Source organism: Chloroflexota bacterium (genome assembly GCA_026713825.1).
Taxonomy (GTDB): Bacteria; Chloroflexota; Dehalococcoidia; order Lucifugimonadales; family UBA1127; genus UBA1127.
The window spans coordinates 1-23,733 of the sequence record JAPONS010000055.1 but is presented as its reverse complement, the minus strand read 5'-3'; the positions used below and the strand labels follow the sequence as shown (position 1 = coordinate 23,733).

The window sequence follows — 23,733 nt, the reverse complement described above, 5'->3', positions numbered from 1 at the left end:
GACTTCGAGGGCTCGGCGGCGGAGATCGGCAAGCCGGTGGGCAGCGACCTCGCGTCGGGCGTGCTGACGCTGCCTGCGCTGCTGCTGGTGGAGCAGTACCCGGAGGACAACCCCGTCGTCGCCGTGTGCCGGGACATCGACCGCGAGAGGAACCTGGAGCGGGCAGTCGACATGGTGCGGAACTCGGGCGTCATGGCGGGCGTCTACGAGGTGGCCGACATGCTGCGGGAACGGGCGATCTCATCGCTGGAGCCGCTGCCGGACTCGGACGCCAAGCGCGCGCTGCTGGAGCTCAGCGACTTCGTGCTGGAGCGGCACGTGTAGCGATCGACTGCGGCGCTTGTTGGCGTCTCCACAACCCCGGTCATATGCTATGTTCGGAAGCACACCAAGCGTCATGGAGGGGTTCCATGCCAAAGTTCAACCTGGGGCAGCCGGTCAAGGTCATTGAAGAGGCAAGGAAAGAAGGTGAAGACCTTCTGTACATCGGCAGGGTCGGGACAGTGAAGCGCATGCACCAGGTGCGCCCCGGCGGCTGCGTCGTCGATGTGGAGTTCGAGGGCGAGGAGCGCACGCCGAGCTTCTGGGAGGAGTGGCTGGAGTCCGCCAACTAGGGGTGCGGTTCGGCTGCCACGATGTTCCAGACGAGCGCCGGAGAGATTGCCCTACGGTTTGTACGGCGGGGTGTCCGTCCCCTCGGCAATGGCCAGCACGCGGGGCTGCACCGTCCGTTGAATGCTCTCCCATGCATCAATCTCCGCTCGCCGGAGTTCATAGGACTTCTGCAGGTTCAGCCAAAGCTGCGCCCCTGTGCCGAAGTAGCGCGCCAGCCGCAGGGCCGTGTCCGCGGTGACGCCGCGCTGGCCGTTCAGGATGGCGGTGATGCGGTTGGTTGGCACGCCCAGCGCCTTGGCGAAGGCGTTGGCGGACAGCCCAAGCTCGTCAAGCTCGTCCGCGAGGATCTCGCCCGGGTGTACTGGGGGCATGCCGTTCATCGGATTCATTTCAGTTGCCTTTCTGGTGGCAGTCCACTATCTGTGATAGTCCACTATCTCCACGTCGTAGGGGCCAGTCTCTCCCCATTGAAAGCAGATCCGCCACTGCTGGTTGATCCGGATGCTGTATTGACCATTCCGATCTCCCGAGAGGCGTTCCAGCCTGTTGCTGCCGAGGCCTGCAAGATCCCTGAGCGTCTCCGCGTTGTCCAACATGGTCAACCTTCTGATGGCCTGCCTGGCAAAGCCCCGGAACTCCCGGACGTCCTGCCCCTGAAAGAACTGGAGCGTCTTGCGGCCCCTGAATCCAGCTATTATTTTTACGCCTTACGTAAAAGATACAATATCTTCATAACCTTGTCAACCCCTCCCATCACCCGAAACCGCCGGCGTGTCCAATGGGTATGCCGCTCAGTGCGGCAGACTCTTCCGCTTATAGTAGCCCTTAGAAGGGTAAATCGGCAGCCTGTCTAGACTTCCTCACTGCTGATTAGCCCATAAATGTCCACCAACAGGAGCTCACGGTTTTCGCCGCCGGTGAGAACCAGCGCGATCCATACGAATATCCACAGGCCCGCCGTTACAAGGGCAAGCACAAGGTGAAGCAGATGGTTTACCCGCCGCCCGGAGACCATTACAGCCTGAAAGTTACTACGGGACTCGACGCGCCAATCCTCCCTGATCCACTCCGCAACTTCGGCGTCGAGGAGCCTGATGCGCACACTATCCGCTATCTGAGACGTGCTGGAATCGTCTTGCATTACCCGCCCTTCGCCGCGGCCGCCTGCTCGTCGGCGTGGTAGGAGCTGCGGACCAGGGGGCCGGAGGCGACGTGCGCGAAGCCCATCGTGCGGCCGAGGGCGGCGAGGGCCTCGAACTCCTGCGGGGTGTAGAAGCGCTCAAGCTTCCAGTGCAGCTTGGACGGCCGGAGGTACTGGCCGATGGTCAGGAGCCGGCAGCCGGCCTCACGCAGGTCGGCCATCGTGTCGCGGATGTCGCCCTCCGTCTCGCCGAGGCCGACCATGATGCCGGACTTGGTGGGGATGTGCGGGGCCATCTCCGTTGAGCGGCGCAGGAGGCGGAGGGAGCGGTCGTAGCCGCCCTTGGGGCGGACGCGGCGGAAGACGGGGCGGACGGTCTCGATGTTGTGGTTGAGGACAGCGGGGCCCGCGTCGAGGACGGTGTGGAGGGCGTCGTCATCACCCTTGAAGTCGGGGATGAGCACCTCGACGGTGCAGCCGGGCAGCGCGGCGTGGATGCGCTCGATGCACTCGGCGAAGACGGACGCGCCGCCGTCGGGCAGGTCCTCGCGGGTGACGGAGGTGATGACGCAGTGGCCGAGGCCGAGCTGGCGGACGGTCTCGGCGAGGCGCGCCGGTTCTCCGAGGTCGAGGGCGAGCGGGCGGCCGGTGGTGACAGCGCAGTAGTGGCAGCGCCAAGTGCAGATGTCGCCGAGAATCATGAAGGTTGCGGTGCCGCGGTCCCAGCAGTCGCCGATGTTGGGACAGTGAGCTTCCTGGCAGACGGTGTGGAGGCCGCCGTTGAGCACGAGGCTGCGCAGACGGAGGTAGTTGGGGCCGCCGGGGGCGGGCACCCGGAACCATTCAGGCAGTCGACGTTCTGGGGGCACGGGCTGCTCCTATGAGTACTGCATTCATCATAGCAGAGCGCCGCGGGACATCGCTTGGGGCGGCAGGGTCTTTTCGTCGATCGGTCGGCGCCCTAACCGCCGTTGACGATCTCCCCCTCCTCGAACTTGGTCCACGAGTCGAAGACCGGGAAGGGCGAGGGGAGGACGTTGTTCGGGTCGTTGATCTTGAATTTGATGTTCGTGGTGCTTATGACGCTCTCGATGGAGACGGACACGCCAGCGGTGTCAATGCAGTCTGTGCACATGGTGGGCAGCGTCTGGGAAGAGCGCGGTTGTGAGAAGTTAACGGTGATTTCCGAGATAGAGCCGTGCTTCTGGAAGCTGTACTCGTCCGAGACGATTTCCCACTCGTTCACCGCGTTCGCGCCTTCCGCGTACTGTGCCCACAAGCGGAAGCCGTCCGTGAAGTCGACGACGACGCCCTTTCGCGGGTCACCGTCCACGGAGGGCTCGAATTGGCGGAATGAGCGGTCTTCCACCTCTGACCTCACAAGCGCTTCCTCGGAATCGGTTACCGGTTTGGCCGGCGTGTCGCCTCCGCAGGAGGCAATCGCAAGGACAGCAACGGCGAGGGAAAGTACAACAAGCCAGGGGCCCAGAAGCCTTCGCAGGTCAAGGTGTCTCTTCATAGTATCTTGCACCGCTTTCCGGCAGGTCATGCCCGCCTTCCGCAATCTTACTTCCGCGTTGCCGTCAACACCACCCATTGGGCATCGCCCTTGAACGCGCCGTAACAACACCTTTCCTTTGGCATTCGGGCACTCTGCTACAATGCAAGAGGAGGTAATTGGTCTATGGCAGACACGGTCAGAGTCCGGTTCGCGCCGAGTCCTACGGGTGAACCCCACATCGGGAACATCAGGACGGCGCTGTTCAACTGGCTGTTCGCGCGGCACTCGGGCGGCTCCTTCGTCTTGCGCATCGAGGACACGGACCAGGAGCGCAAGGTGGAGGGCGCGCTGGACTCGATCCTGGCGTCGCTGCGCTGGCTGGGGCTCGATTGGGACGAAGGCCCGGAGAGCGAACGCGGGGGCAGCCACGGCGACTACGGCCCGTACATCCAGTCGGAGCGGCTGGCGCTGTACCGCGAGGCCGTCGACACGTTGCTGGCAAACGGCGCCGCCTACCCGTGCTTCTGCTCGCCGGAGCGGCTTGACGCGATGCGGAAAGAGCAGCAGCGCAACCAGCAGCCTCCCGGCTACGACCGCCACTGCCTGACCGCACTCACCGCCGAGGAGCGCGAGCGCCGCGCTGCCGAGGAGAAGCACGTCGTGCGCTTCCGCATCCCGACCGAGAGCGGAACGGTCGTCGTCAACGACTTCATCCGCGGGGACGTTGCCTACGAGCCGGCGTTGATAGACGACTTCGTCATCCTGAAGTCCGACGGCTTTCCGACGTACCACCTTGCCAACGTAGTGGACGACCACTTCATGCAGATCTCGCACGTCATGCGCGCGGAGGAGTGGCTGCCGAGCGCACCGCGCCACGTGTTGCTGTATCGCGCCCTCGGCTGGGACCCGCCGGTGTTGGCGCACCTGCCGATGATCCTGGGCCCGGACCGCGCAAAGTTGTCGAAGCGCCACGGTGCAACGTCAACCCTCGAATACAAGAACAGTGGCTACCTGCCGGAAGCGATGACCAATTTCATGGCGCTCCTTGGTTGGTCGCTGGACGACCACACGGAGTTGTTCTCCCGCGACGAGCTGGTGGAGCACTTTGACCTGGAGCGCGTGGGCAAGGCCGGGGCGATCTTCAACGCCGAGAAGCTCACATGGATGAACGGCCTCTACATCCGGCAACTGCCCGCCAAAGAGCTCGCCGAGCGCATCCTGCCGTTCCTGGAGCGTCCCGAGGCCGAGAGCGGACTGCCGGACGGCGTGGCACGGCCCGTCGACGCTGAGTATGTGGCGACATTGACGCCGCTCATACAGGAGCGGTTGAAGCGGTTGGATGAGGCGCCCGCTCTGTTGTCGTTCTTCTTCGAGGGTCTTCCGACGCCCGCCGCGAAGGACCTCGTCCCGAAGGGCGTCTCGCCTGAGCAGGCATTCGGAGCCCTCTCGGCGGTCACGGAGAGGCTGGAGTCCGTCGGCGATTGGGAAGAGGAGGCGCTGGAGGCGTCCCTACGGCCCATGGCGGAGGAGCTTGAACTGAAGACGGGGCAGCTCTTCGGCGCCATCCGCGCCGCGGTGACGGGGCGTGCCGTGTCGCCGCCGCTCTTCGCGACGATGGTCGCGCTCGGCCGCGAGCGTTGCATGGACGCCCTGCGCAATGCCGCCGGCACGTTGCGCTGACACTCGGCCGAGGCCTCAAACCTGTAAAGATGAAGGAAATCGGGCAACCGTCTCGTTGAGGGCGCGCGATTGCCTGCAATGGACCGGATTGCCGGGCCAAAGTCGGGTCAGTTCATGGGTGAAGCGGAGGCGATGGATATGAGCACTTCAAGGGGACGGATAGGCATACTCGTGGGCGGCGGGCCTGCGCCGGGCATCAACAGCGTCATCAGCGCGGCCACCATCGAGGCCATCAACCGGGGCTACGAGGTGGTCGGCATCATTGACGGCTACGCCGGGCTCATGGACGGCGGCCCCGAGCGGTTCCGCGACCTCTATATCTCCGATGTCTCGCGCATCCACAACCAGGGCGGCTCCATCCTGCGCACTTCGCGCGCCAACCCGTCAGCGGTCGAGGGCGGGACCGCCCGCTGCTTTGCGAACCTGCAAACGCAGGGCATCGGCGCGCTCGTCACCATCGGCGGCGACGACACGGCATTCGGGGCGTACGCCGTCGCGCGGGCGACCGGCGGGGCGATACGCGCGATCCACGTCCCCAAGACCATCGACAACGACCTGCCGCTTCCCGCAGACCTCCCCACCTTCGGATACGAGACTGCGCGGCACGTGGGCACCGGGATCGTGATGAACCTCATGGAGGACTCGCGGACCACCAACCGGTGGTTCTTCGTCATCGCGATGGGGCGCAAGGCCGGCCACCTTGCGCTGGGCATCGGCAAATCGGCGGGCGCGACGGTGACCATCGTGCCGGAGGAGTTTCCCTCGGAGCACATCACCATGGACGACGTCTGCCGCGTCCTGGAGGGGGCTATCCACAAACGGCGGGTCATGGGCCGGCAGGACGGCCTGGCCGTCGTCGCCGAGGGCATCATGGAGAAGCTCACCAGTGAAGAGCTGGAGGCTCTTGTAGGTGAGACTGCGGAGCGCGACCCCTACGGGCACATCCGGCTCGGCGACGTGCCGCTGGGCCTGGTGCTGCGGCGGGCGATGCAGCGCCGCTTCAAGGAGCGCGGACTGTCGCTGCCGGCCGTCGACGTGGTGCTTGGCTATGAGCTGCGGTGCGCGCCGGCCATCCCCTTCGACATCGACTACACGCGAGACCTTGGGCACGGCGCGGTGCGCTTCCTCACGTCTGACTCCTACGGGGACGACGAAGAGCTGCGCTACGGCGGCATGGTGTGCCTGGAGGGCGGCAACCTGCGCGTCATCCCCTTCGAGCAGATGCGCGACCCGGAAACGGGGCGGACGAAGGTGCGCGTGGTTGACATGCAGTCTGAGCACTACCGCGTGGCGCGACAGTACATGATCAGGCTCAACCGCCGCGACCTTGAAGACACCGCGATGCTGGGCAAGCTGGCAGAGGCGGCGAATATGACGCCGGAGGCATTTGCGGAGGAGTTCGCAAGCGCGGCAATCGGGCCGGAGGAGCTGGCGGGCGTGGACGCGTAGAGGCTACGGCACTGGTATCGCTGGGTGGAGGTGACTAGGGGAATCACTTGCAAAGGAGTATCCGTCAGGATACACTAGCCGATGATTGAGGTCCGCCAAACTACGGAGTTCACACGCTGGTTCTCGAGGCTCAAGGACAGTGCCGCGAAAGCGCGCATAGATGTTCGAATCGAGCGATTGTCGCTAGGTAACCCGGGGGATGTGCGGCCCGTGGGTGAAGGCGTTGCGGAAATGCGAATCAATCTTGGCCCAGGCTACAGGGTCTACTACAAGCAGAGTGGTCAGACAGTAGTTGTGCTTCTGGCCGGAGGCGACAAGGACAGCCAGGAAAGGGACATCAGGCTCGCTCTGGAATTGGCCAGGGGACTATGAGGGGACTGCGTTGACGATACAAAGGACCAAGACAATTCCCTGGGATCCAGCGACGCATATCAAGAACGATGCCTATGCCGCCGAGTATCTTCAAGCTGCGCTCGAAGGTGGCGATCCGCGAGTCGTAGCAGCCGTGCTGGGCCATATTGCGAGATACAAGGGTATGGCACATGTGGCTCGCGTCACCGGATTGGGAAGAGAGAGCCTGTATAAGGCGTTGTCTCCAAGTGGCAACCCGGAATTTTCCACTGTGCTAAAAGTAGTGCGTGCCCTCGGACTGCAACTTAGCGCCGAAGTTGCAGGGCAACGGGAGAGCGCGATAGAAACAGCCCAGGACTAATTTGCGTATCCTTGGCCGCTCCCCTTCAAAGCGCGACGCGACGCCCTGAACACACAGGCTACCCCGCCCCTGCGTTTGCATATACACTGGCCCCAACTCACACGGCGCTCCTGCGCGCATTATTGGAGGACTCATGGACATCAAAGTAGTAGTTGGAGACATCACCGAGGTCGCGGCTGACGCTATCGTCGTGAACCTCTTTCAGGGCGTGACGGCGCCCGGCGGCGCGACTGGGGCCGTGGACACGGCGCTCGACGGCGCCCTCAGCGACCTCATCGCAGACGGCGAGATTACCGGCAAGAAGGGCAACGCCGTCATTCACACGCTGGGCAAGATGCCGGCAAAGCGCGTCGTGGTGGCGGGGCTCGGCAAGCAGGACAGCTTCGACGTGAACTCGATCCGCGACGTTGCGGGAGATGCTGCTCGATACCTGCGCGGCCTCGGCGTCAAGAAGGCCGCGACAATCCTGCACGGCGCGGGCATCGGCGGCATCGACCCGGAGGAGGCCGCGACCGCCCTCGCCGAGGGCACGCTGCTGGGCCTCTACACCTTCCGCCACCACATGTCGGGCGACAACGGCAACCACGGCAAGCCCGAGGAGCTCGCCGTCATGGTGTTCGACCCGGAGAACGAGGCCGCGGTGCAGCGCGGTGTGCAGACCGGGCGGATCATGGCGGAAGCGGCGTCTCTCGCCCGCGACCTCGCCAACCAGCCCGCCAACGAGATGACGCCGACCCGCCTCGCCCTGCACGCTGAGGAGGTCGCGACGCAGCACGGGCTGGATTTCCGCGTGCTGGAGCGCTCGGACTGCGCGGAATTGGGGATGGGCGCCTTCCTCGGCGTGGCGCAGGGCAGCGTGGAGCCGCCCAAGTTCATCATCTGCCGCTACAACGGGGACCCGGCTGACCCGGACAACAACCTGGGAATCATCGGCAAGAGCATCACGTTTGACTCCGGCGGCATTTCACTCAAGGGAGCAGAGGGCATGGGCCGGATGAAGGCCGACATGTCCGGCGGCGCGTCGGTCATCGGCGCCATGCACGCGATTGGGCAACTGAAGCCGCGCATCAATGTGACGATGATCGCCGCAGCCACAGAGAACATGCCAAGCGGGTCCGCCACGAGGCCGGGCGACATCCTCAAGTCCATGAGCGGCAAGACCATTGAGGTGGACAACACGGACGCCGAGGGCCGGCTGACGCTGGGCGACGCGATCACCTACGCGCGCCAGGAGCTCGGGGTGAAGCGCATCGTGGACATCGCGACGCTGACGGGCGCGATGGGCGTCGCGCTGGGCAACGTCCGCGCCGGAGTGTTCAGCAATAACCAGGAGCTGGTGGACGCGGTCATCGCGGCCGGCGATGAGTCGGGCGAGCGCATGTGGCAGATGCCGCTGGACGACGACTACAAGGAGCAGAACAAGAGCGACGTTGCCGACATCAAGAACACCGGCGGCCGCCCGGCCGGGTCCATCACGGCGGCGCACTTCGTGGGCGAGTTCGCCGAGGACACGCCGTGGGTGCACATGGACATCGCGGGCGTGTACATGGTGAGCCGCGACCACGGCGCGTGGGTGAAGGGCGCGTCGGGCATCCCGGTGCGATCGCTGGTGCGGCTGGCGCAGAACCTTGCGCGGCGGGGGTAGGGCAAGTTCAGACCAAAATTATGAACTGTTTAGCCTATTGACAGCTACAGAAGGCCCGTTTAATGTGGATGCGGGGGCTGAAATGCGTGTCAAGATCAATGCTGATAGACGGGTAACTATCCCTACTGAGGCTCTGGATTCACTGGGGGTGAAACCGGGAGAGTATGTCGAGGTGGTGTGCCTGCCTGACGGGATTGCTCTCCGACCGGATAGGAAACACAAGCAGAGAGAGATTGACCTTTCTATGCTGGGGTATCTGCGCGACAAGATAGACCCCAATACGCCACCCTTCGACATAGACGCATTCAGAGATGGCACCTATGACCCCTCCCTACGGGATTGACACCTCAGTCCTGATGAGGCTCTTGTCGGAGCAACCTGAAGACCTGTATTTGTATTGCAGGAGCCAATTGCTTACTTTGGCTGAACAAGGCGCTGAGGTCGTTGCGTCGAATCAAGTTATAGGCGAGGCTTACGTCGCTCTGCAGCATTCCTATGGCGTAGACAAGAATGCAGCCCGCATTGCCTTGTACCGTACCCTTCGTAGCGGCCTCGTCTCGCCGCAAAACGGCGCCTCTATCCTTGAGGCCCTCCAAATTGCGGACGGGGCGGGTTTGGTGGACCGGCTCATCGCAGAGGACTACGCTCGCGATGGTTTGGAAACACTAACGTTGGACCAACGAATGACCGCTCTATCGGGGACTCGGCGAATATAGCGACATCCAGCGCCCCCACGCTTTGCCCCGCTCTCGCAGCTATGCTATACTCCTGCCCGGTGTCCCTTACAAACAGATCAACTATTTGGACGAGGAGTTGCACGGTTTGACTACTGAGCAAGTTGTGACCACGGAAGTACAGGAACAGCCGAAACCGCCGGCCAGAGAGCCGGTGACCATGAAGTCGCTGCTGGAGGCGGGTGTCCACTTTGGACACCAGACGCGGCGTTGGCAGCCGCGGATGAAGAGCTTCATCTTCACGCAGCGGAACGGCATCCACATCATTGACCTGCAACAGACCCTCGTCCTGCTGGAGCGGACGGCGCAGGCCATGACCGACCTTGTGGCGAATGGCGGCGACATCCTTTTTGTCGGCGCCAAGAAGCAGGCGCAGGAGACCATTGAGTACGAGGCCAACCGCTGCGAGATGCTCTACGTCAACCAGCGGTGGCTGGGCGGCACGCTCACCAACTTTCCCACCATCAAGTCGCGCATAGACCATATGCGCAACCTTGAGGACCGGCAGGAACGCGGCGAGTTGCGGCGGCTGCCCAAGAAGGACTTCATGAAGGCGGAGGACCAGCTCCGCCGGTTGCGCAAGTACTTCCGCGGGCTCCGCAACATGAAGAAGCCCCCAAGCGCGCTCTTCGTCATCGACATCGATAAGGAGCGCATTGCCGTGGAGGAGGGCCGCGCGGCCCGCATCCCGATCTTCGCACTGGTCGACACCAACTGCGACCCGGACCTCGTCGACTACATCATCCCCGGCAACGACGACGCCATCCGCTCGATCCGGCTCGTGACCGCCCGAATGGCGGACGCCGTCATCGCCGGTCTGCAGCAGCGCGAGGCGATGCTCATGGAGCAGGAAGCCATCGAGGCCGATACCGTCGTCGACTCCGGCGATTTCCAGGCCTACACCACCGCGGAAGACTTCGATGACCTGGCTTCCGAGGAGGACCTGGAAGCCCACGTGTTCTTCCCGGATGACAGCGACGACACCGAAAACTAGCCCGGATCTTTTACAACGGGGCACAACGGCGCGGATGTGGTGCGCCCAAAACCGCCCCGGCAGCACGCAAAGGATGGAAGAGTCATGGTGCAAGTAAGCGTTGAGGACATTAGAAAGCTCCGGGAGATTACCGGGGCCGGCATTCTGGACTGCCGCACGGCGCTGCAGGAGGCTGACGGCGACTCTGGAAAGGCCCAGGCGATCCTGCGCGAGAAGGGCCTGGCCAGCGCGGCGAAGAAGGCGTCCCGCTCCGCCGCCGAGGGCGTCGTGGAGTCCTACATCCACAGCGGCAGCCGCATAGGCGCGCTGCTCGAGCTCAACTGCGAGACGGACTTCGTGGCCCGCACGGATGAGTTCCGGGCGCTGGCCCACGATCTCGCCATGCAGGTGGCGGCGATGGACCCTGACCGCGTCACCTCCGAAGACGAGGGCGAGGGCGCGAGCCTCATGGAGCAGTCCTTCATCAAGGACCCGTCCAAATCCATCCAGGACCTGGTGAACGACGCCATCGCGAAGATGGGAGAGAACATCCAGGTCCGGCGCTTCATCCGCTACGCCCTGGCCGAGGAGTAGGGGGCTCGCCATGGCAACAGCCTATCGGCGCGTTGTCCTCAAGCTGAGCGGCGCGTCGCTGCAGGGCAGTCAGGGCTACGGCATCGATTCCGAGGCCGTGCACTATCTTGCCCAGGAAGTGAAGGACGCGGTCGCCACCGGCGTCGAGCTTGCCGTCGTCGTGGGCGGCGGCAACATCTGGCGCGGCGCAGACGCCGCCGAGCGGGGCATGGAGCGGGCCGCCGCCGACTACGCCGGCATGCTTGCGACGCTCATCAACTCCCTCGCATTCCAGGACGCTCTGGAGCAGATGGGCGTGGACACCCGGACGCAAAGCGCGCTTGGCGTGCAGGCCGTCGCGGAACCGTTCATCCGGCGGCGGGCGATCCGGCACCTGGAGAAGGGGCGGGTCGTCATCTTCGCAGCGGGGACGGGCAATCCCTTCATGAGCACGGACACGGCCGCCGCGCTTCGGGCGGTCGAGATCGGCGCCAACGCCATCTTCATGGCGAAGAACCAGGTGGACGGCGTGTACGACGCCGACCCCCGCATCCATCCCGACGCCAAGCGCTTCGACTACCTGGAGTACATGGACGTCCTGAACAAGGGGCTGGAAGTCATGGACAACACGGCGGTCTCCATGTGCATGGACAACCACCTGCCCATTGTGGTATTTGACGTATTCAAGCCAGGCAGCCTCATGAGGCTCCTCAACGCGGAACAGCTGGGGACCCTTGTCGCGGACGTCCCCGAGAGTCTTCTGAGCAGGGATTAGGAGGACGCCATGCCCACTGCGGACGAACACCTGAAGGACGCCGAACACCGGATGCACGGCGCCAACGACGCGCTGCAGCGAGAGCTGGAGTCAGTCAGGACGGGACGGGCGCGGCCCGGGCTCGTCGAGCACATCGTCGTGGAGTACTACGGCACGGACATGCCGCTGAACCAGCTCGCGTCGGTGTCGGTGCCGGAAGCGCGTGTGCTGGCCATCCAGCCGTGGGACAAGACGGCGATGTCGGCAGTGGAGCGCGCCATCCATAAATCGGACCTCGGCATCACGCCCAACAACGACGGCTCCGTCATCCGGCTCACAATGCCCGTCCTGACGGAAGACCGGCGCAAGGACCTGGCGCGCTCCGTCCGCAAGCGCGTCGAGGACGCCCGGGTGGCCGTCCGAAACGTGCGGCGGGACGTGCAGGACAAGATCCGCGCGCAGGAAAAGAACAAGGAGCTGTCGCAGGACGACCTCCGCCGCTTCCAGGACCAGCTTCAGAAGATCACCGACACCAACATCGCGCAGATCGACAAGACGGGCGAGGCCAAAGAATCCGAACTGATGGAGGTCTAGCCCGTGCAGAGACGCCGGGCCCCGGACGCGTACGCCGGAGCGGAGGCGGAGCAATCGCAGGCCCGATTCGCGCCTGACGAAGTCCCCGCGCACGTCGCCATCATCATGGACGGCAACGGTCGGTGGGCGGCGGGCCGCGGCCTGCCCCGGCTCGCCGGGCACCGCGCGGGCACGGAGAACATCCGCCCCGTGGCCCGCTGCTTCGCCGAGTACGGCGTCAAGCACCTGACCCTCTTCGCCTTCTCCACAGAGAACTGGACCCGGCCCGAGGATGAGGTGACCGGCCTCTTCGACCTTCTCGCCGATGTCATCGACAGTCAGACGAGAGAGCTGCACAAAGAGGGCGTCCGGCTGCGCCACCTCGGCCGCCTCGACCGGCTGCCGCAGTCGCTGCAGGCCTCCATCGAGGCGGCGGTGGCGCTGACGAAGGACAACGACGGCTTCGAGTTGAGCATCGCCTTCGATTACGGCGGGCGCGACGAGATCCTGCAGGCCGTGCGCCGGCTGCTGGCGGCGGGGGCCGCGCCGGAGGACCTTGACGAGGCCAAGCTGTCGCAGCACCTCTACACCTACGGTGTGCCGGACCCCGACCTGATCGTCCGCACGGCGGGCGAGATGCGCCTGAGCAACTTCCTCCTCTGGCAGGGCGCGTACGCCGAACACTATGTCACCGACGCCTGCTGGCCCGACTTCGGCCGCGGCGAGGCCATTCGCGCGCTGGAGGCGTACCGGGGCCGGCGCCGGAGCTTTGGCGGGGTGCTCCCCAACAGCGCGGACTAGCCGCCCATGCTCACCCTCCGCGTGGCAACCGCCTTCGTCGGCATCCCCGTCGTATTGGCCGTTGTGCTGCTTGGCGCGCCGTACATGGGCGCCCTGGCGAGCGTCGCGGGCGCGCTGGCCGTCTTCGAGTACAACCGCCTGAGCAAGGCCTTCGACTCTCCTCCGCGACTCCTCTTCGCCTGGGCGCTGACCATCGGCATGATCCAGGCCGCCGTGTGGGGACCGCTGCAGTTCCTCATGGCCTTTGCGGCGGCGGCGCTGGCAATGATCATCTTTCACTTCACCGCTCCGGGGCCGGGCCTGGGATGGCAGCTGCGTTTGATGGGCGCGATGGGCCCGTTCCACGTCGGGATGCCGTTGGCCGTCGCGCTCCTCATGCGCAACCTGGAGAACGGTCTGGAATGGACGCTGACCGCCTTGCTCTGCACCATGGCCATCGACACCGGCGCCTTTGCCGTCGGCAAGCTGATCGGCCGGACTCAGCTGACGTCAATCAGCCCCAACAAGACGTGGGAGGGCACCATCGGCGGCGTTCTTGCTGGCGTACTGGCCGCCATTGGGCTTACCCTGTTATTAGACCTGCCGCTAGGTCTCCCGGCAGTAGCCGCGCTGGGCGTTACGCTCGCAATTGGCGCAATCATCGGCGACCTCACGGTCTCGGCGATGAAGCGGATAGCGGGCGTCAAGGACACGGGGGCCTTGCTTCCGGGACACGGCGGCGTTCTCGACAGGATGGACAGCATGCTGGTGACGCTGCCGTTCGCATTCATGTGGCAAGTGTGGACATTATGAAGAAGCTCGCGATTCTGGGTTCAACCGGTTCCATTGGGCGGCAGACGTTGGACATCGTCCGCGCCTACCCCGACGAGTTCGAGGTGTTCGCGCTGTCCGCGTGGAGCAACCGCGATATGCTGCTCGAGCAGGCGCACGAGTTCCAGCCGCGCTACCTGTACTGCCAGCAGCAGCCCCCGGCCGGCGAGCTGCCGGACGGCACGGAGACCATCGGCGGCATCGTCGAGATTGCGACGCATCCCGACGTCGACCTTGTCATGCAGGGCATGGTGGGCAACGCGGGCCTGCTGCCGACGCTGGAGGCGCTGCGAGCGGGCAAGCACGTCGCGATGGCGAACAAGGAGCCCGTCGTCATGGCCGGCGAGCTGCTGACGCGGGAGGCCGCGCGCTGCGGCGGCGAGATTCTGCCCGTCGACAGCGAGCCGAGCGCCATCTGGCAGTGCCTGCAGGGCGAGGACGTGGAAAATGGCGTCCGGCGGCTCATCATCACGGCCTCCGGCGGGGCGCTGCGCCGCCTGCCGATCGAGGAAGTCGCCAAGGTGACCCCCGAGCAGGCGTTGAAGCACCCGACGTGGAGCATGGGCAAGAAAATCACCATCGACTCCGCAACGCTGATGAACAAGGGCTTCGAGGTCATCGAGTCCCACTGGCTCTTTGCCATGCCCTGGGAACGCGTGGACGTGGTCGTCCACCCGCAGAGCATCATCCACTCGATGGTGGAGTTCATGGACGGCTCCGTGAAGGCGCAGCTTGGCGTTCCCGACATGCGCCTGCCCATCCAGTACGCCATGTTCTACCCGCAGCGGCTGCCGTGCGAGCAGGCCCCGCGCTTCGACCCGATAGCCGCGGCGGCGCTGACTTTCGAGGAGATGGACCCCGCGCGCTACCCGTGCTTCGTGACCGCGCTGGAGGCCGGACACGCAGGCGGCACGTACCCGACCGTCCTCAGCGCCTCGGACGAGGTGGCCATCGACGCGTTCCTCGGCGGGCACATCGCCTTCGGCGACATCCACGGGGTCGTGACGGCGGCGCTCGACCGGCACACGTCCACCGCAGACCCCTCGCTGGAGGACATCCTCGCGGCGGACGCGTGGGCGCGGGAGACGGCCCGCGGCATCGTGGAGCGGTAGATGGAAGACCCCATCGGCCTGCTGGTCACCGTCGTCCGGTTTGTCCTGCTGCTGACCGTGCTCATCATGGTGCATGAGGCCGGCCACTTCTTCTCCGCCCGCGCCTTCGGCGTCAAAGTGCTCGAGTTTGGCTGGGGTTTCCCTCCCAGAGCGTTTGGCCTCTACACGGGCCGGACGCCCGTGCGCCTGCCCGAGGATGTGTGGCTCATTGGGTTTCATTCCCGCGATCAAGTCCGGCCGGGCATGAAAGTACGCGTCTACTCCAGCTCCGGCAGCGACGGCGCGCTCACCGCGCTGGCCGTTGAGGGCCTCTTCGGCGGAACGGCGTCGAGGGACCTGTCGCTGGAGGAAGCGCTCGGCAAGGAGGTCCTCGTCCACGAGGGCAAGGTCCGCGATGTTCGCGGGGACACACTGGTGCTCGCGGACATGGTGTACACCATCAACTGGCTCCCGCTGGGCGGCTTCGTGCGGATGGCGGGGGAGAACAACCCCAACGTGCCCTGGAGCCTCGCGAGCAGGAGCCCGCTCACGCGGTTCACCGTGCTGGCGGCCGGCTCCGCCATGAATGTCGTGCTGCCGGTGGTGCTCTTTGTCTTCCTCTTCGCGGCGCCGGAGGAGCGGTACGAGGGCCGTGTCCTCATCGCGGGCGTGGCGCAGGAGTCGCCGGCCGAGCGCGCCGGCCTGCAGAGCGGCGACATCATCCTGGAAGCGGACGGGCACAGGGTCTACAACACGCAGACCCTTCAGACCCGCATCCTGCTGAACCTGGGCAAGGAAACCGAATTCCTGGTTATGCGCCCGGAACGCCTCATCACCGGCAGTTTCGGTTTCGGGGCGGACACCGGGCCCGTCGACACCGCCGTGCGGGATACGGAGCCGTTCACCGTGCTCCTTGTCCCGCGCTGGGCGCCGCCCGAGGGCCAGGGCAACGTCGGAATCCAGATTCGCACCATTCAGGGGCAAGTGGTCAGCCAGCCGGGCAACATCCTGACCGCCATCCCCAACGGCTTCGTGCGCATGTGGGAGATGCTGGTCCTCCTGAAGAACGAAATCCTGAGCTGGTTCGCGGGCTCCGGCGGGCCGCAGTTTGCCGGGCCCGTGGGCATCGCGCAGATCAGCGACGAGGTCGCGGAGGCTGGCTGGCGGCCGCTGGTCATCTTCGCGGCGCTGCTCAGCCTGAACCTTGCCATCATCAACCTGCTGCCGCTGCCGGCGCTGGACGGCGGCCGCATCGTCTTCGTCGCGCTCGAGTGGGCGCGCGGGGGCAAGCGCGTTCCGCCGGAGCGGGAGGGGCTGGTGCACGCGGTGGGGTTCGCCGTGCTCATCGGCGTCATCGTGATCATCACGTTCTTCGACGTGAGCCGCATCATCGCGGGCAACTCGATCGCCAACTAGTCCGCGCATCGGCGTGCGGTTTGGGGTATAGTTAAGGCGTGAGCGATCCGCCCGCGCGGCGGGGAATCGAAGGAGCAGATCGAATGCCGAAGCGCAGGGTATCCAAGCCGGTCTACGTTGGCGGCGTCAAGGTCGGCGGCGACGCCGACATCGCCGTGCAATCCATGACGAAGACGGACACGCGGGACGTGGCCGCCACCGTGGCGCAGATAAAAGGCCTGGAAGAGGTTGGGTGCGACATCATCCGGTGCGCCGTGCCGGACATGGAAGCGGCCCAGGCGCTGGGGGCCATCAAGAAGCAGATCAACATCCCCCTCGTCGCGGACATCCACTTCCACTACCAGCTTGCGCTGGAGGCGCTGGAACAGGGCGTCGACTGCCTCCGGCTGAACCCGGGCAACCTTCGGGACGCCGACCGGGTCAGGCAGGTGGTCGTGGCCGCCAAGGAGCGCGAGACCCCCATCCGCATCGGCGTGAACTTCGGCAGCCTGCCGCCGGTGGGCGGCATCGGGCAGACCCGCGGCTTCTCCCGGCTATTCGACATGGTGAACCGCCTGCCCAAGGCCGGCGAGGCCAGGGAGGGCGAGTACAGCGTCGTCGACCACATGGTCGCGACGGCGCTCTGGGAGATCAGCCTGCTGGAAGAGCTCGACTTCGACCTGATCAAGATCTCCCTGAAGGCCTTTGACGTGCCGACGACGGTGGAGGCCTACCGCCGCCTGGCCAGGATGGTGCCCTATCCATTCCACCTCGGCATCACCGAGGCCGGCACGGTGTCCTCCGGCTCCATCCGCAGCGCCGTGGGACTCGGCTACCTGCTGTACGAGGGCATCGGCGACACCATCCGCGTATCCCTCAGCGGCGACTCGCGCGACGAGGTCACCGCCGGGTACGAGATCCTCAAGTCGCTGAACCTGCGCGAGAAGGGCGTGACGCTGGTCGCCTGCCCGTCGTGCGGGCGCGCCGACGTGGACGTGGTCAAGCTGGCGAACGAAGTGGACGCGCTGGTCAAGAGCCTCGACACCAACATCAAAGTGGCCGTCATGGGCTGCGAGGTAAACGGGCCCGGCGAGTCCAAGGACGCCGACATCGGCATCGCGGGCGGCAACGGGCGGGCCATCATATTCCGCAAAGGGGTGAAGACCAAGGTGGTGGCGGAGGCCGACATGCTGGAAGAACTGATGAAGGAGATCCACCAGGTCATGGCGGAGCGGGAAGAGTCCGGGGTAGCCGGCTAGCCTGCTTGAAGAACCTCAGGCGTTGACGAGGCCGTTGGCCCTCCGGGGCGGCGGCCTCGCTACTTCTTCGGGCCGATGGCCGCCCGCAGGCTGGCGCCCGGCACGAATCCGACACGGTCGTGCGGCGGCACCTCGACGGCGTCGCCGCCACGGATGGGACGCACGATGCGGGCCTTGGCCCGCTTGACCTGGAAGGTCCCGAAGCCGGTCAGGACCACTTTGTGGCCGTTCGCGAGAGCCTCTTCCAACACCTCAACCACTGCCGCAAGGGCGACGTCCGCCGCCGCCTTGGTTCCCCTCATTTTTGAGGAGAGCCGCCCTGCAAGATCGGCCCGCCGCAAGGTGGCCATTGACCTTCCCCCCTTCCCAATTGGAGCATGCCCGCCTGAATCTGCGGGCATAGTGTAGCATACGTGTACAGTGACGTCACAGTGTCGTCTCACAAGCGCGGTTTTCGTAGCTGGCTCAGCTACAGGGCCTAGTGGAAGCTCCCTTGCCTTGGTATCCTAGACAGGGCCCCGAATCTCACGCGTGTCAAGGAGCGCCCATGCGCCTATCCCGGTTCCTCGCGAAGACCCTGCGCGACGACCCTGCAGAGGCCGAGACCGCCAACCACCGCCTGATGCTCCGCACCGGCATGATCCAGCAGGTCGCGGCCGGCGTGTACTCCTACGCGCCGCTGGCGCTGCGGAGCCTCGCCAAGGTCGAGGCTATCGTGCGCGACGAGATGAACGCCGCCGGGGGGCAGGAGGTCAAACTGCCGACGCTGCAACCCCGAGAGTTATGGCAACAGACCGGCAGGGACGCCGCCTTTGGCCCGGACCTCATGCGCCTGAAGGACCGGCGCGAGCGGGAGCTCGTCATCGCGCCGACGCACGAGGAGGCGGTCACACTGCTGGTGAAGCAGCACCTGCAGAGCTACCGCGACCTGCCGCAGTTGGTCTACCAGATCCAGACCAAGTTTCGGGACGAGCCCCGACCGCGCGGCGGCCTCGTGCGCGTGCGCGAGTTCGACATGAAGGACGCGTACAGCTTCGACGCAGATGCGGAGTCGCTCGACGAGACCTACCAGCGCATGGTGCAGGCGTACCGCAATATCTTCAGCCGCTGCGGTATCCCGGCCGTGATGATCGAGGCCGACAGCGGGGCCATCGGCGGCAAGGACTCGCACGAGTTCATCATGCCGACAGAGATCGGCGAGGACACGTTCATCCAGTGCCCGGACTGCGGCTACGCCGCGAACGCCGAGCGCGCCGCCTTCCAGCGTCCCCCTGCCCCCTCCGGCGACCTTCTCCCCGTCGAGGACGTGCACACGCCCGGCCTCATGACTATCGCGGACCTGGTGGACTTTCTCGGCATCACGCCGGAACAGACCCTCAAGGCCGTCTTCTACGTCGTGGACGGCGAGATGGTCTTCGTGACCGTTCGCGGCGACCTGGAGGTCAACGAGGTCAAGCTGAAGCGGCTTCTCGGCGCGAACGAGCTGCACCACGCCTCTGACGAGGAGGTGGAGGCCGCGGGCCTCGTCGCCGGTTCCGCGTCCGCCGTCGGCCTGACCGGCATCAAGAGCGTCGCGGACGAGTCCATCTACGTGGGCGTGAACTTCGCGGCGGGCGCCAACCGTCCTGACTGGCACATGAAGAACGTGAACACTCCCCGAGACTTCGTGCCGGACGCCGTCGGCGACATCGCGCTGGCCGAGGCCGGGCACCGCTGCGTCCACTGCGGCGGCGCGTTCATCGCGGAGCGAGGCGTCGAGGTGGGGCACGTCTTCAAGCTGGGCACCTTCTTCAGTGAGTCGCTCAACGCCACGTTCCTGTCGCCGGAGGGCTCGCTGCAGCCGGCAATCATGGGCTGCTACGGCATCGGCATCGGCCGGCTGCTGGCAGCCACCATCGAGCACAACCGCGACGAGCGAGGCATGCGCCTGCCCGTCAGCGTGTCGCCGTTCCAGGTGTACCTGGCCGCGCTGAACGCCGCGGACGCCAACGTCGCGGCCGCGGCGGACGATGTTTACCGCAAGCTAACGGAAGCCGGATTCGAGACGCTGTACGACGACCGGGCCGAATCGGCCGGCGTCAAGTTCAACGACGCCGACCTCTTCGGCTTCCCGGTGCGCGTCGTCGTCAGCCCGCGCAACCTGCGCGAGGGGGTGGCGGAGGTCAAACGCCGCGACGCCGATGCCGCGCAGCTCGTCGCGCTGGAAGACGCCCCCGCGACTGTCGCGTCGCTGTTGGACGCTTAGCGCCCGGGCTGTCCGCGCGTCGCGGGTTGTTCGTGCCTCCGGTCCTCGCGCGCCGTGAGATGGCAGCGTCGCTACGGGGACCCTTTTGCCGGGGCATGGTGTTACCAGAAGGAGCAGAGTGGGACCACAGGAAAACCAAGAGGCCGGAGGCCTGAGGCGCAGCCGCCTGTTCCAGGGACCCCTGCGCGCCTTTGCCTATCCGCGGTATGCCGCCTTCTGGTCGATCTCTCTGCTCTCAATTATGTCATTCTTCATGGTGATGATCGCTCGGGGCTGGCTCGTTCTGGAATTGACCGACTCGCCGTTCCAGGTGGCCGCGGTCCAGGCGGCGCAGCTCGTGCCCATGCTGGTACTCCCCCTTATCAGTGGGGCGCTCGCCGACAGGGGCGGCCGCAAACTCTTGCTGTTCACCACGGATGTATTCAACCTCATCACCCTCCTGGCGATGGCCGCCCTGGTGTTCCTGGAATTCATTCAGGTGTGGCATGTTTTTGCGTTGGCGATCGCCAATGGGGTCGCGTTCTCCTTTGCCATGCCCGCCAGAACCTCCGTGGTGCCGGACCTGGTGCGCCGGAGCGACGTCGCCAGCGCCGTGGCCCTTTTCAGCACGATATTCAGCCTTGGCCAGGTGGCGGGGCCGACGCCGGCGGGCTTCATCATCGAGTTCTTCGGGATGGCGCACACCTTCCTGGTCGCGGCATTGCTGCTCGTTCCCGCGCTGGCAGGCATGGCGCTTTTTAACATTCCCACCGTCGCCGGCCGTCAGCGGTTCGGCGCAGACGGCGCGCGCGAGTCCATGGTCCAGAGCATCCTGAACGGGATCCGCTACGTTCGGGGACAGCCGGTCATCATAGCCCTCTTGTTGCTCGGGCTCATCGTCATGACCTTCGTCATGCCCTTCCAGGCCGTGATGCCGGTGCTCGTGCGGGACGTGCTCAATCGCGGGCCGGACGACCTCGGTGTGCTGATGACCGCGATTGGCGTGGGCGCCCTGATGGGCTCCCTCATCGCGGCCACCGCCCGCGGCATGCCCCAATTGACAAAGCTCATGATGGTCGCCGGATTGCTGGTGGGCATCATCCTGACGCTGTTCGCGCTGTCCAATTACTACCTGCTGGCGCTCGCCCTGGCGCTGTGCCTCGGCCTCTGCGTGCAGTCATTCATGACAAGCAACATGACGATGGTGCAACTCGTGACGCCCGACTACGTGAGGGCGCGGGTCATCAGCATCCGGTTCATACTCGTCGGACTCGGGCCTGTCGGCATCATGGCGATGGGTATCGCCGCGGAGACTTTCGGCGCGGTGCCTTCCATCATCGCAATGAGCTCGCTGAACATCTTCTTCGTTGCGTTGGTGCTGGCGCTCTTCCCGTCAATACGGCGTGCTCGCCGGGCGCCGGCGCCCAGTGAAGCAACCGGACCGGCCGAGCCCGAGGCGCAGCCTTCAGGTTGACACCGCCCCCGCAAGGCAAGAAACTCTGCCCATCCGGACACAAGTTCAATCATCCGAGGTGACCGATGGCGAGAGTAACGTATACGCTGGAAGACTTCATCCACGACATGGACGATCTGGTGGACGGCCAGCCCGACCAGGCTGCGCTGTTCGAGCGGGCCTCGTCCCACCTGCAGCGGCTGCTGGCCAACCCCGACGCCGTACCCGAGAAGTACCGCGTGCCGATGGGCAACCGGACGCCGGAAAAGCAGTCGACCACCTACCTCCTGCACCAGGCGCCCAGCGGCATGTCCATCACCTCCGTCGTGTGGGGGCCGGGCAGCCACATCGGCCCGCACGACCACTGCGCGTGGGGCATGATCGGCGTGATAGAGAACACCATGACTGAGACCCGCTTCCGCCGCCTCGACGACCGCTCGCAGGACGATTACGCGCTGCTGGAGCAGGACCGCGTCACGCAGAACAAGCCCGGCGAGATCACCCTCCTCGTGCCGGACGTTGACGAGATCCACCAGATGGACAACCAGACCGGCAAGCCGACACCGGAGATCCACATCTACGGCGTGGACTTGCGCGGCTGGAGCCGGCGCCGCTACGACCCGGAGTCGGGCAAGATCACGCGGTTCGCAACCGCGAGGTGGGACAACTGCTAATGGCTGGAAGAGTCACCCCGGAAGCCCTGAACGCCCTCCTGCAGGGCGACACGCCCTTCGCGTTGCTGGACGTGCGCGAGGCCGGCGAGTACAACAGCACGCACATACCCGGCGCCCGCTGGCTGCCGAGGCGGCGATTGGAGTTCCAGCTCCATGACTCGGTGCCGCACACGGGCGTGCCGGTAGTGCTGTGCGACGACGACGGCCGCCGCGCCGTCCTCGCCGCCGACACCGTCGAGCGCATGGGCTACGCAAACGCTGCGGTCCTGGATGGCGGCATCAACGCCTGGGTCAACCAGGGGTTTGGCACCGAATGGGGCATGAACGTGCCCAGCAAGGATTTCGGCGAGCGTATCGAGATCCAGAGCCACGTCGCCAACATCAGCGCGGACGAGCTGCACGAGCGGCTGGAGTCGGGCAAGCCCACCGTCATCCTCGACTCGCGAACGCCGGAGGAGTACCAGCGATTCGCGATACCCGGCGGCCGCAGCGTCCCCGGCGCCGAGCTGCCGCTGCGGATCACGGACATTGCCAATGGGCTGTCGGAGGACACGGCAGTCGTCGTCAACTGCGCGGGCCGGACGCGAAGCATCATCGGCGCGCGCGTGCTCCAGCGCATGGGTATCCCCAACGTGTTCGCGCTGACCAACGGCACCGCCGGCTGGACACTCGCCGGCTACGAGCTCGAACGCGGCGCGGACCGCGTCGAGATGCCGCACCCCTCGCAAGAGGGCGTGCGCGCCGCCGAGGCCTACGCGGCGCGTCTGGCCGAAGAGGACGGTGTGCGCTTCCTCGACATCCGCGGGCTGCAGGAACAGCGGAACGCCCGCACCGAGCGCGCTGTGTACTTCATCGACGTGCGCACACGCGAAGAATACCTGGCCGGGCATATCCCCGGCTTCCGCTGGGTCCCCGGCGGGCAGGCCGTGCAACGCACCGATGACGTCGCCGTCGTGAAGGGCTGCGCCGTCGTCTTCTGCTGCGATGGGATAGCCCGCGCGACGGCCACGGCGTCGTGGTACCGCCAGATGGGCATTGAGGACATCTTCGTCGTAGGCGGCGGCGTCAATGCATGGACCGGTGCGGGACTCGCGCTGGAAGAGGGCGCGCCGGAGCATGCCCCCTTCGGCCTCGATGGCGCGTGGGCTGCTGTGCCCGCGGTGACGGCGGAGAAGCTGGCGGCCACCGAGGACGCCGTCGTCATCTTCGTCGACACCAGCCAGGAGTTTGCGGCCGGGCACGTGCCGGGAGCGCGGTGGATCGCGCGCGGGTGGCTGGAGTTGCGCATCGGCGACCACGGCATTGAGAAAGACGCGCGCATCGTCGCCGCCTGTGTCGACGGGCGTGCGTCGGCGCTGGCCGGCCTGACGCTGTACGGGCTCGGCTATACCAACGTGTCCTACCTCGATGGCGGCATGGCCGCGTGGCGCGAGGCCGGCCTCCCCGTCGAGCGCGGCCTGACCGGCGTCATGGCGTTGCCGGGCGACATCCCGAATGATGTCGTGCTGGCTGGGCCGGAGCGCAGCTATGCGGACGCCGTGCACTACCTCCGATGGGAGATCGCCCTCGGCGACAAATACCAGTAGGGGCAACCCTTGTGGCTGCCCTGTCCCCCTCCCCCCCAAATCGGGGGAGGGGTGGGGTGGGGGGGCCCCGCGGGGCGGGGGGGCGGGAGG

27 protein-coding genes are annotated in these 23,733 nt (G+C 65.7%); 21 read left to right on the top strand and 6 right to left on the bottom strand.

The window, feature by feature from the left end; all coding sequences use genetic code 11:
• Together OXC99_07185 and OXC99_07180 are read left to right on the top strand one after the other, a co-directional pair.
• Positions 1-324 (top strand): polyprenyl synthetase family protein (locus tag OXC99_07185; GenBank protein ID MCY4624766.1); only part of this gene is annotated, 324 nt, incomplete at its 5' end.
• 86 nt (positions 325-410) lie between these two features.
• Entirely contained in the window at positions 411-614 is a 204-nt protein-coding gene (locus OXC99_07180; protein ID MCY4624765.1) for a hypothetical protein, read from the top strand.
• Between the two features lie 51 nt (positions 615-665).
• On the opposite strand, the gene OXC99_07175 is transcribed toward OXC99_07180, so the two are convergent.
• The 5 genes from OXC99_07175 to OXC99_07155 form a co-directional block, all read right to left on the bottom strand.
• Positions 666-995, bottom strand: coding sequence for a HigA family addiction module antitoxin (locus OXC99_07175; protein MCY4624764.1), 330 nt, complete (start codon positions 993-995; stop codon positions 666-668).
• 36 nt (positions 996-1,031) lie between these two features.
• Positions 1,032-1,313, bottom strand: coding sequence for a type II toxin-antitoxin system RelE/ParE family toxin (locus tag OXC99_07170; GenBank protein MCY4624763.1), 282 nt, complete (start codon positions 1,311-1,313; stop codon positions 1,032-1,034).
• Between the two features lie 152 nt (positions 1,314-1,465).
• Positions 1,466-1,756 carry a hypothetical protein gene (locus tag OXC99_07165; protein ID MCY4624762.1) on the bottom strand — a complete coding sequence of 97 codons (291 nt, stop codon included), beginning with the start codon at positions 1,754-1,756 and terminating at the stop codon, positions 1,466-1,468.
• Positions 1,756-2,625 (bottom strand): lipoyl synthase, encoded by an 870-nt coding sequence (lipA, locus tag OXC99_07160; GenBank protein ID MCY4624761.1) that lies wholly within the window; start codon positions 2,623-2,625, stop codon positions 1,756-1,758. The genes OXC99_07165 and lipA overlap by 1 nt, the downstream gene beginning before the upstream one ends.
• A 92-nt stretch (positions 2,626-2,717) precedes the next feature.
• Complete coding sequence (locus tag OXC99_07155) at positions 2,718-3,125, bottom strand: hypothetical protein (GenBank protein MCY4624760.1); 408 nt, start codon at positions 3,123-3,125, stop codon at positions 2,718-2,720.
• A gap of 315 nt (positions 3,126-3,440) precedes the next feature.
• Here OXC99_07155 and gltX point away from each other — a divergent pair, with 315 nt between their 5' ends.
• The 15 genes from gltX to ispG all read left to right on the top strand — a co-directional run bounded on the left by gltX (position 3,441) and on the right by ispG (position 17,706).
• Positions 3,441-4,937: a glutamate--tRNA ligase gene (gene gltX, locus OXC99_07150; GenBank protein MCY4624759.1), complete on the top strand. Its 1,497-nt coding sequence runs from the start codon at positions 3,441-3,443 to the stop codon at positions 4,935-4,937.
• A gap of 138 nt (positions 4,938-5,075) precedes the next feature.
• Complete coding sequence (pfp, locus tag OXC99_07145) at positions 5,076-6,386, top strand: diphosphate--fructose-6-phosphate 1-phosphotransferase (protein MCY4624758.1); 1,311 nt, start codon at positions 5,076-5,078, stop codon at positions 6,384-6,386.
• 81 nt (positions 6,387-6,467) lie between these two features.
• Positions 6,468-6,758, top strand: coding sequence for a type II toxin-antitoxin system RelE/ParE family toxin (locus tag OXC99_07140; GenBank protein MCY4624757.1), 291 nt, complete (start codon positions 6,468-6,470; stop codon positions 6,756-6,758).
• A gap of 16 nt (positions 6,759-6,774) precedes the next feature.
• Entirely contained in the window at positions 6,775-7,098 is a 324-nt protein-coding gene (locus OXC99_07135; protein ID MCY4624756.1) for a putative addiction module antidote protein, read from the top strand.
• A 133-nt stretch (positions 7,099-7,231) separates the two neighbouring features.
• Complete coding sequence (locus tag OXC99_07130; protein ID MCY4624755.1) at positions 7,232-8,743, top strand: leucyl aminopeptidase; 1,512 nt, start codon at positions 7,232-7,234, stop codon at positions 8,741-8,743.
• Between the two features lie 37 nt (positions 8,744-8,780).
• Entirely contained in the window at positions 8,781-9,086 is a 306-nt protein-coding gene (locus OXC99_07125) for an AbrB/MazE/SpoVT family DNA-binding domain-containing protein (protein ID MCY4624754.1), read from the top strand.
• Between the two features lie 479 nt (positions 9,087-9,565).
• Positions 9,566-10,471 carry a 30S ribosomal protein S2 gene (rpsB, locus tag OXC99_07120; protein ID MCY4624753.1) on the top strand — a complete coding sequence of 302 codons (906 nt, stop codon included), beginning with the start codon at positions 9,566-9,568 and terminating at the stop codon, positions 10,469-10,471.
• Between the two features lie 84 nt (positions 10,472-10,555).
• A complete protein-coding gene (tsf, locus tag OXC99_07115) occupies positions 10,556-11,044 on the top strand; it encodes a translation elongation factor Ts (protein ID MCY4624752.1) in 489 nt (162 codons plus the stop codon).
• A 10-nt stretch (positions 11,045-11,054) separates the two neighbouring features.
• Positions 11,055-11,798, top strand: coding sequence for a UMP kinase (gene pyrH / locus OXC99_07110; GenBank protein ID MCY4624751.1), 744 nt, complete (start codon positions 11,055-11,057; stop codon positions 11,796-11,798).
• Between the two features lie 9 nt (positions 11,799-11,807).
• Positions 11,808-12,371 (top strand): ribosome recycling factor, encoded by a 564-nt coding sequence (frr, locus tag OXC99_07105; protein ID MCY4624750.1) that lies wholly within the window; start codon positions 11,808-11,810, stop codon positions 12,369-12,371.
• A gap of 3 nt (positions 12,372-12,374) precedes the next feature.
• Positions 12,375-13,151: a polyprenyl diphosphate synthase gene (gene uppS / locus OXC99_07100; protein MCY4624749.1), complete on the top strand. Its 777-nt coding sequence runs from the start codon at positions 12,375-12,377 to the stop codon at positions 13,149-13,151.
• A 21-nt stretch (positions 13,152-13,172) separates the two neighbouring features.
• Complete coding sequence (locus tag OXC99_07095; protein MCY4624748.1) at positions 13,173-13,943, top strand: CDP-archaeol synthase; 771 nt, start codon at positions 13,173-13,175, stop codon at positions 13,941-13,943.
• Positions 13,940-15,073: a 1-deoxy-D-xylulose-5-phosphate reductoisomerase gene (locus OXC99_07090; GenBank protein MCY4624747.1), complete on the top strand. Its 1,134-nt coding sequence runs from the start codon at positions 13,940-13,942 to the stop codon at positions 15,071-15,073. Before OXC99_07095 ends, OXC99_07090 begins: the two co-directional genes overlap by 4 nt.
• Positions 15,074-16,468, top strand: coding sequence for a M50 family metallopeptidase (locus OXC99_07085; GenBank protein MCY4624746.1), 1,395 nt, complete (start codon positions 15,074-15,076; stop codon positions 16,466-16,468).
• Positions 16,469-16,551: 83 nt separating this feature from the next.
• Positions 16,552-17,706: a flavodoxin-dependent (E)-4-hydroxy-3-methylbut-2-enyl-diphosphate synthase gene (gene ispG / locus OXC99_07080; GenBank protein MCY4624745.1), complete on the top strand. Its 1,155-nt coding sequence runs from the start codon at positions 16,552-16,554 to the stop codon at positions 17,704-17,706.
• A 59-nt stretch (positions 17,707-17,765) separates the two neighbouring features.
• Here the strand turns inward: ispG and OXC99_07075 are convergent, their stop codons facing one another.
• Positions 17,766-18,056: an HU family DNA-binding protein gene (locus OXC99_07075; GenBank protein MCY4624744.1), complete on the bottom strand. Its 291-nt coding sequence runs from the start codon at positions 18,054-18,056 to the stop codon at positions 17,766-17,768.
• Positions 18,057-18,253: 197 nt separating this feature from the next.
• Here OXC99_07075 and OXC99_07070 point away from each other — a divergent pair, with 197 nt between their 5' ends.
• The 4 genes from OXC99_07070 to OXC99_07055 all read left to right on the top strand — a co-directional run bounded on the left by OXC99_07070 (position 18,254) and on the right by OXC99_07055 (position 23,643).
• Positions 18,254-19,951, top strand: a complete 1,698-nt coding sequence (locus OXC99_07070) for a proline--tRNA ligase (protein MCY4624743.1) — start codon at positions 18,254-18,256, stop codon at positions 19,949-19,951.
• 118 nt (positions 19,952-20,069) lie between these two features.
• The gene (locus OXC99_07065) at positions 20,070-21,404 is read left to right on the top strand and encodes an MFS transporter (protein ID MCY4624742.1); all 1,335 of its coding nucleotides are present in this window, start codon (positions 20,070-20,072) and stop codon (positions 21,402-21,404) included.
• 65 nt (positions 21,405-21,469) lie between these two features.
• Complete coding sequence (locus OXC99_07060; protein ID MCY4624741.1) at positions 21,470-22,057, top strand: cysteine dioxygenase family protein; 588 nt, start codon at positions 21,470-21,472, stop codon at positions 22,055-22,057.
• Positions 22,057-23,643 carry a rhodanese-like domain-containing protein gene (locus OXC99_07055; protein MCY4624740.1) on the top strand — a complete coding sequence of 529 codons (1,587 nt, stop codon included), beginning with the start codon at positions 22,057-22,059 and terminating at the stop codon, positions 23,641-23,643. Before OXC99_07060 ends, OXC99_07055 begins: the two co-directional genes overlap by 1 nt.
• Positions 23,644-23,733 lie beyond the last annotated feature (90 nt).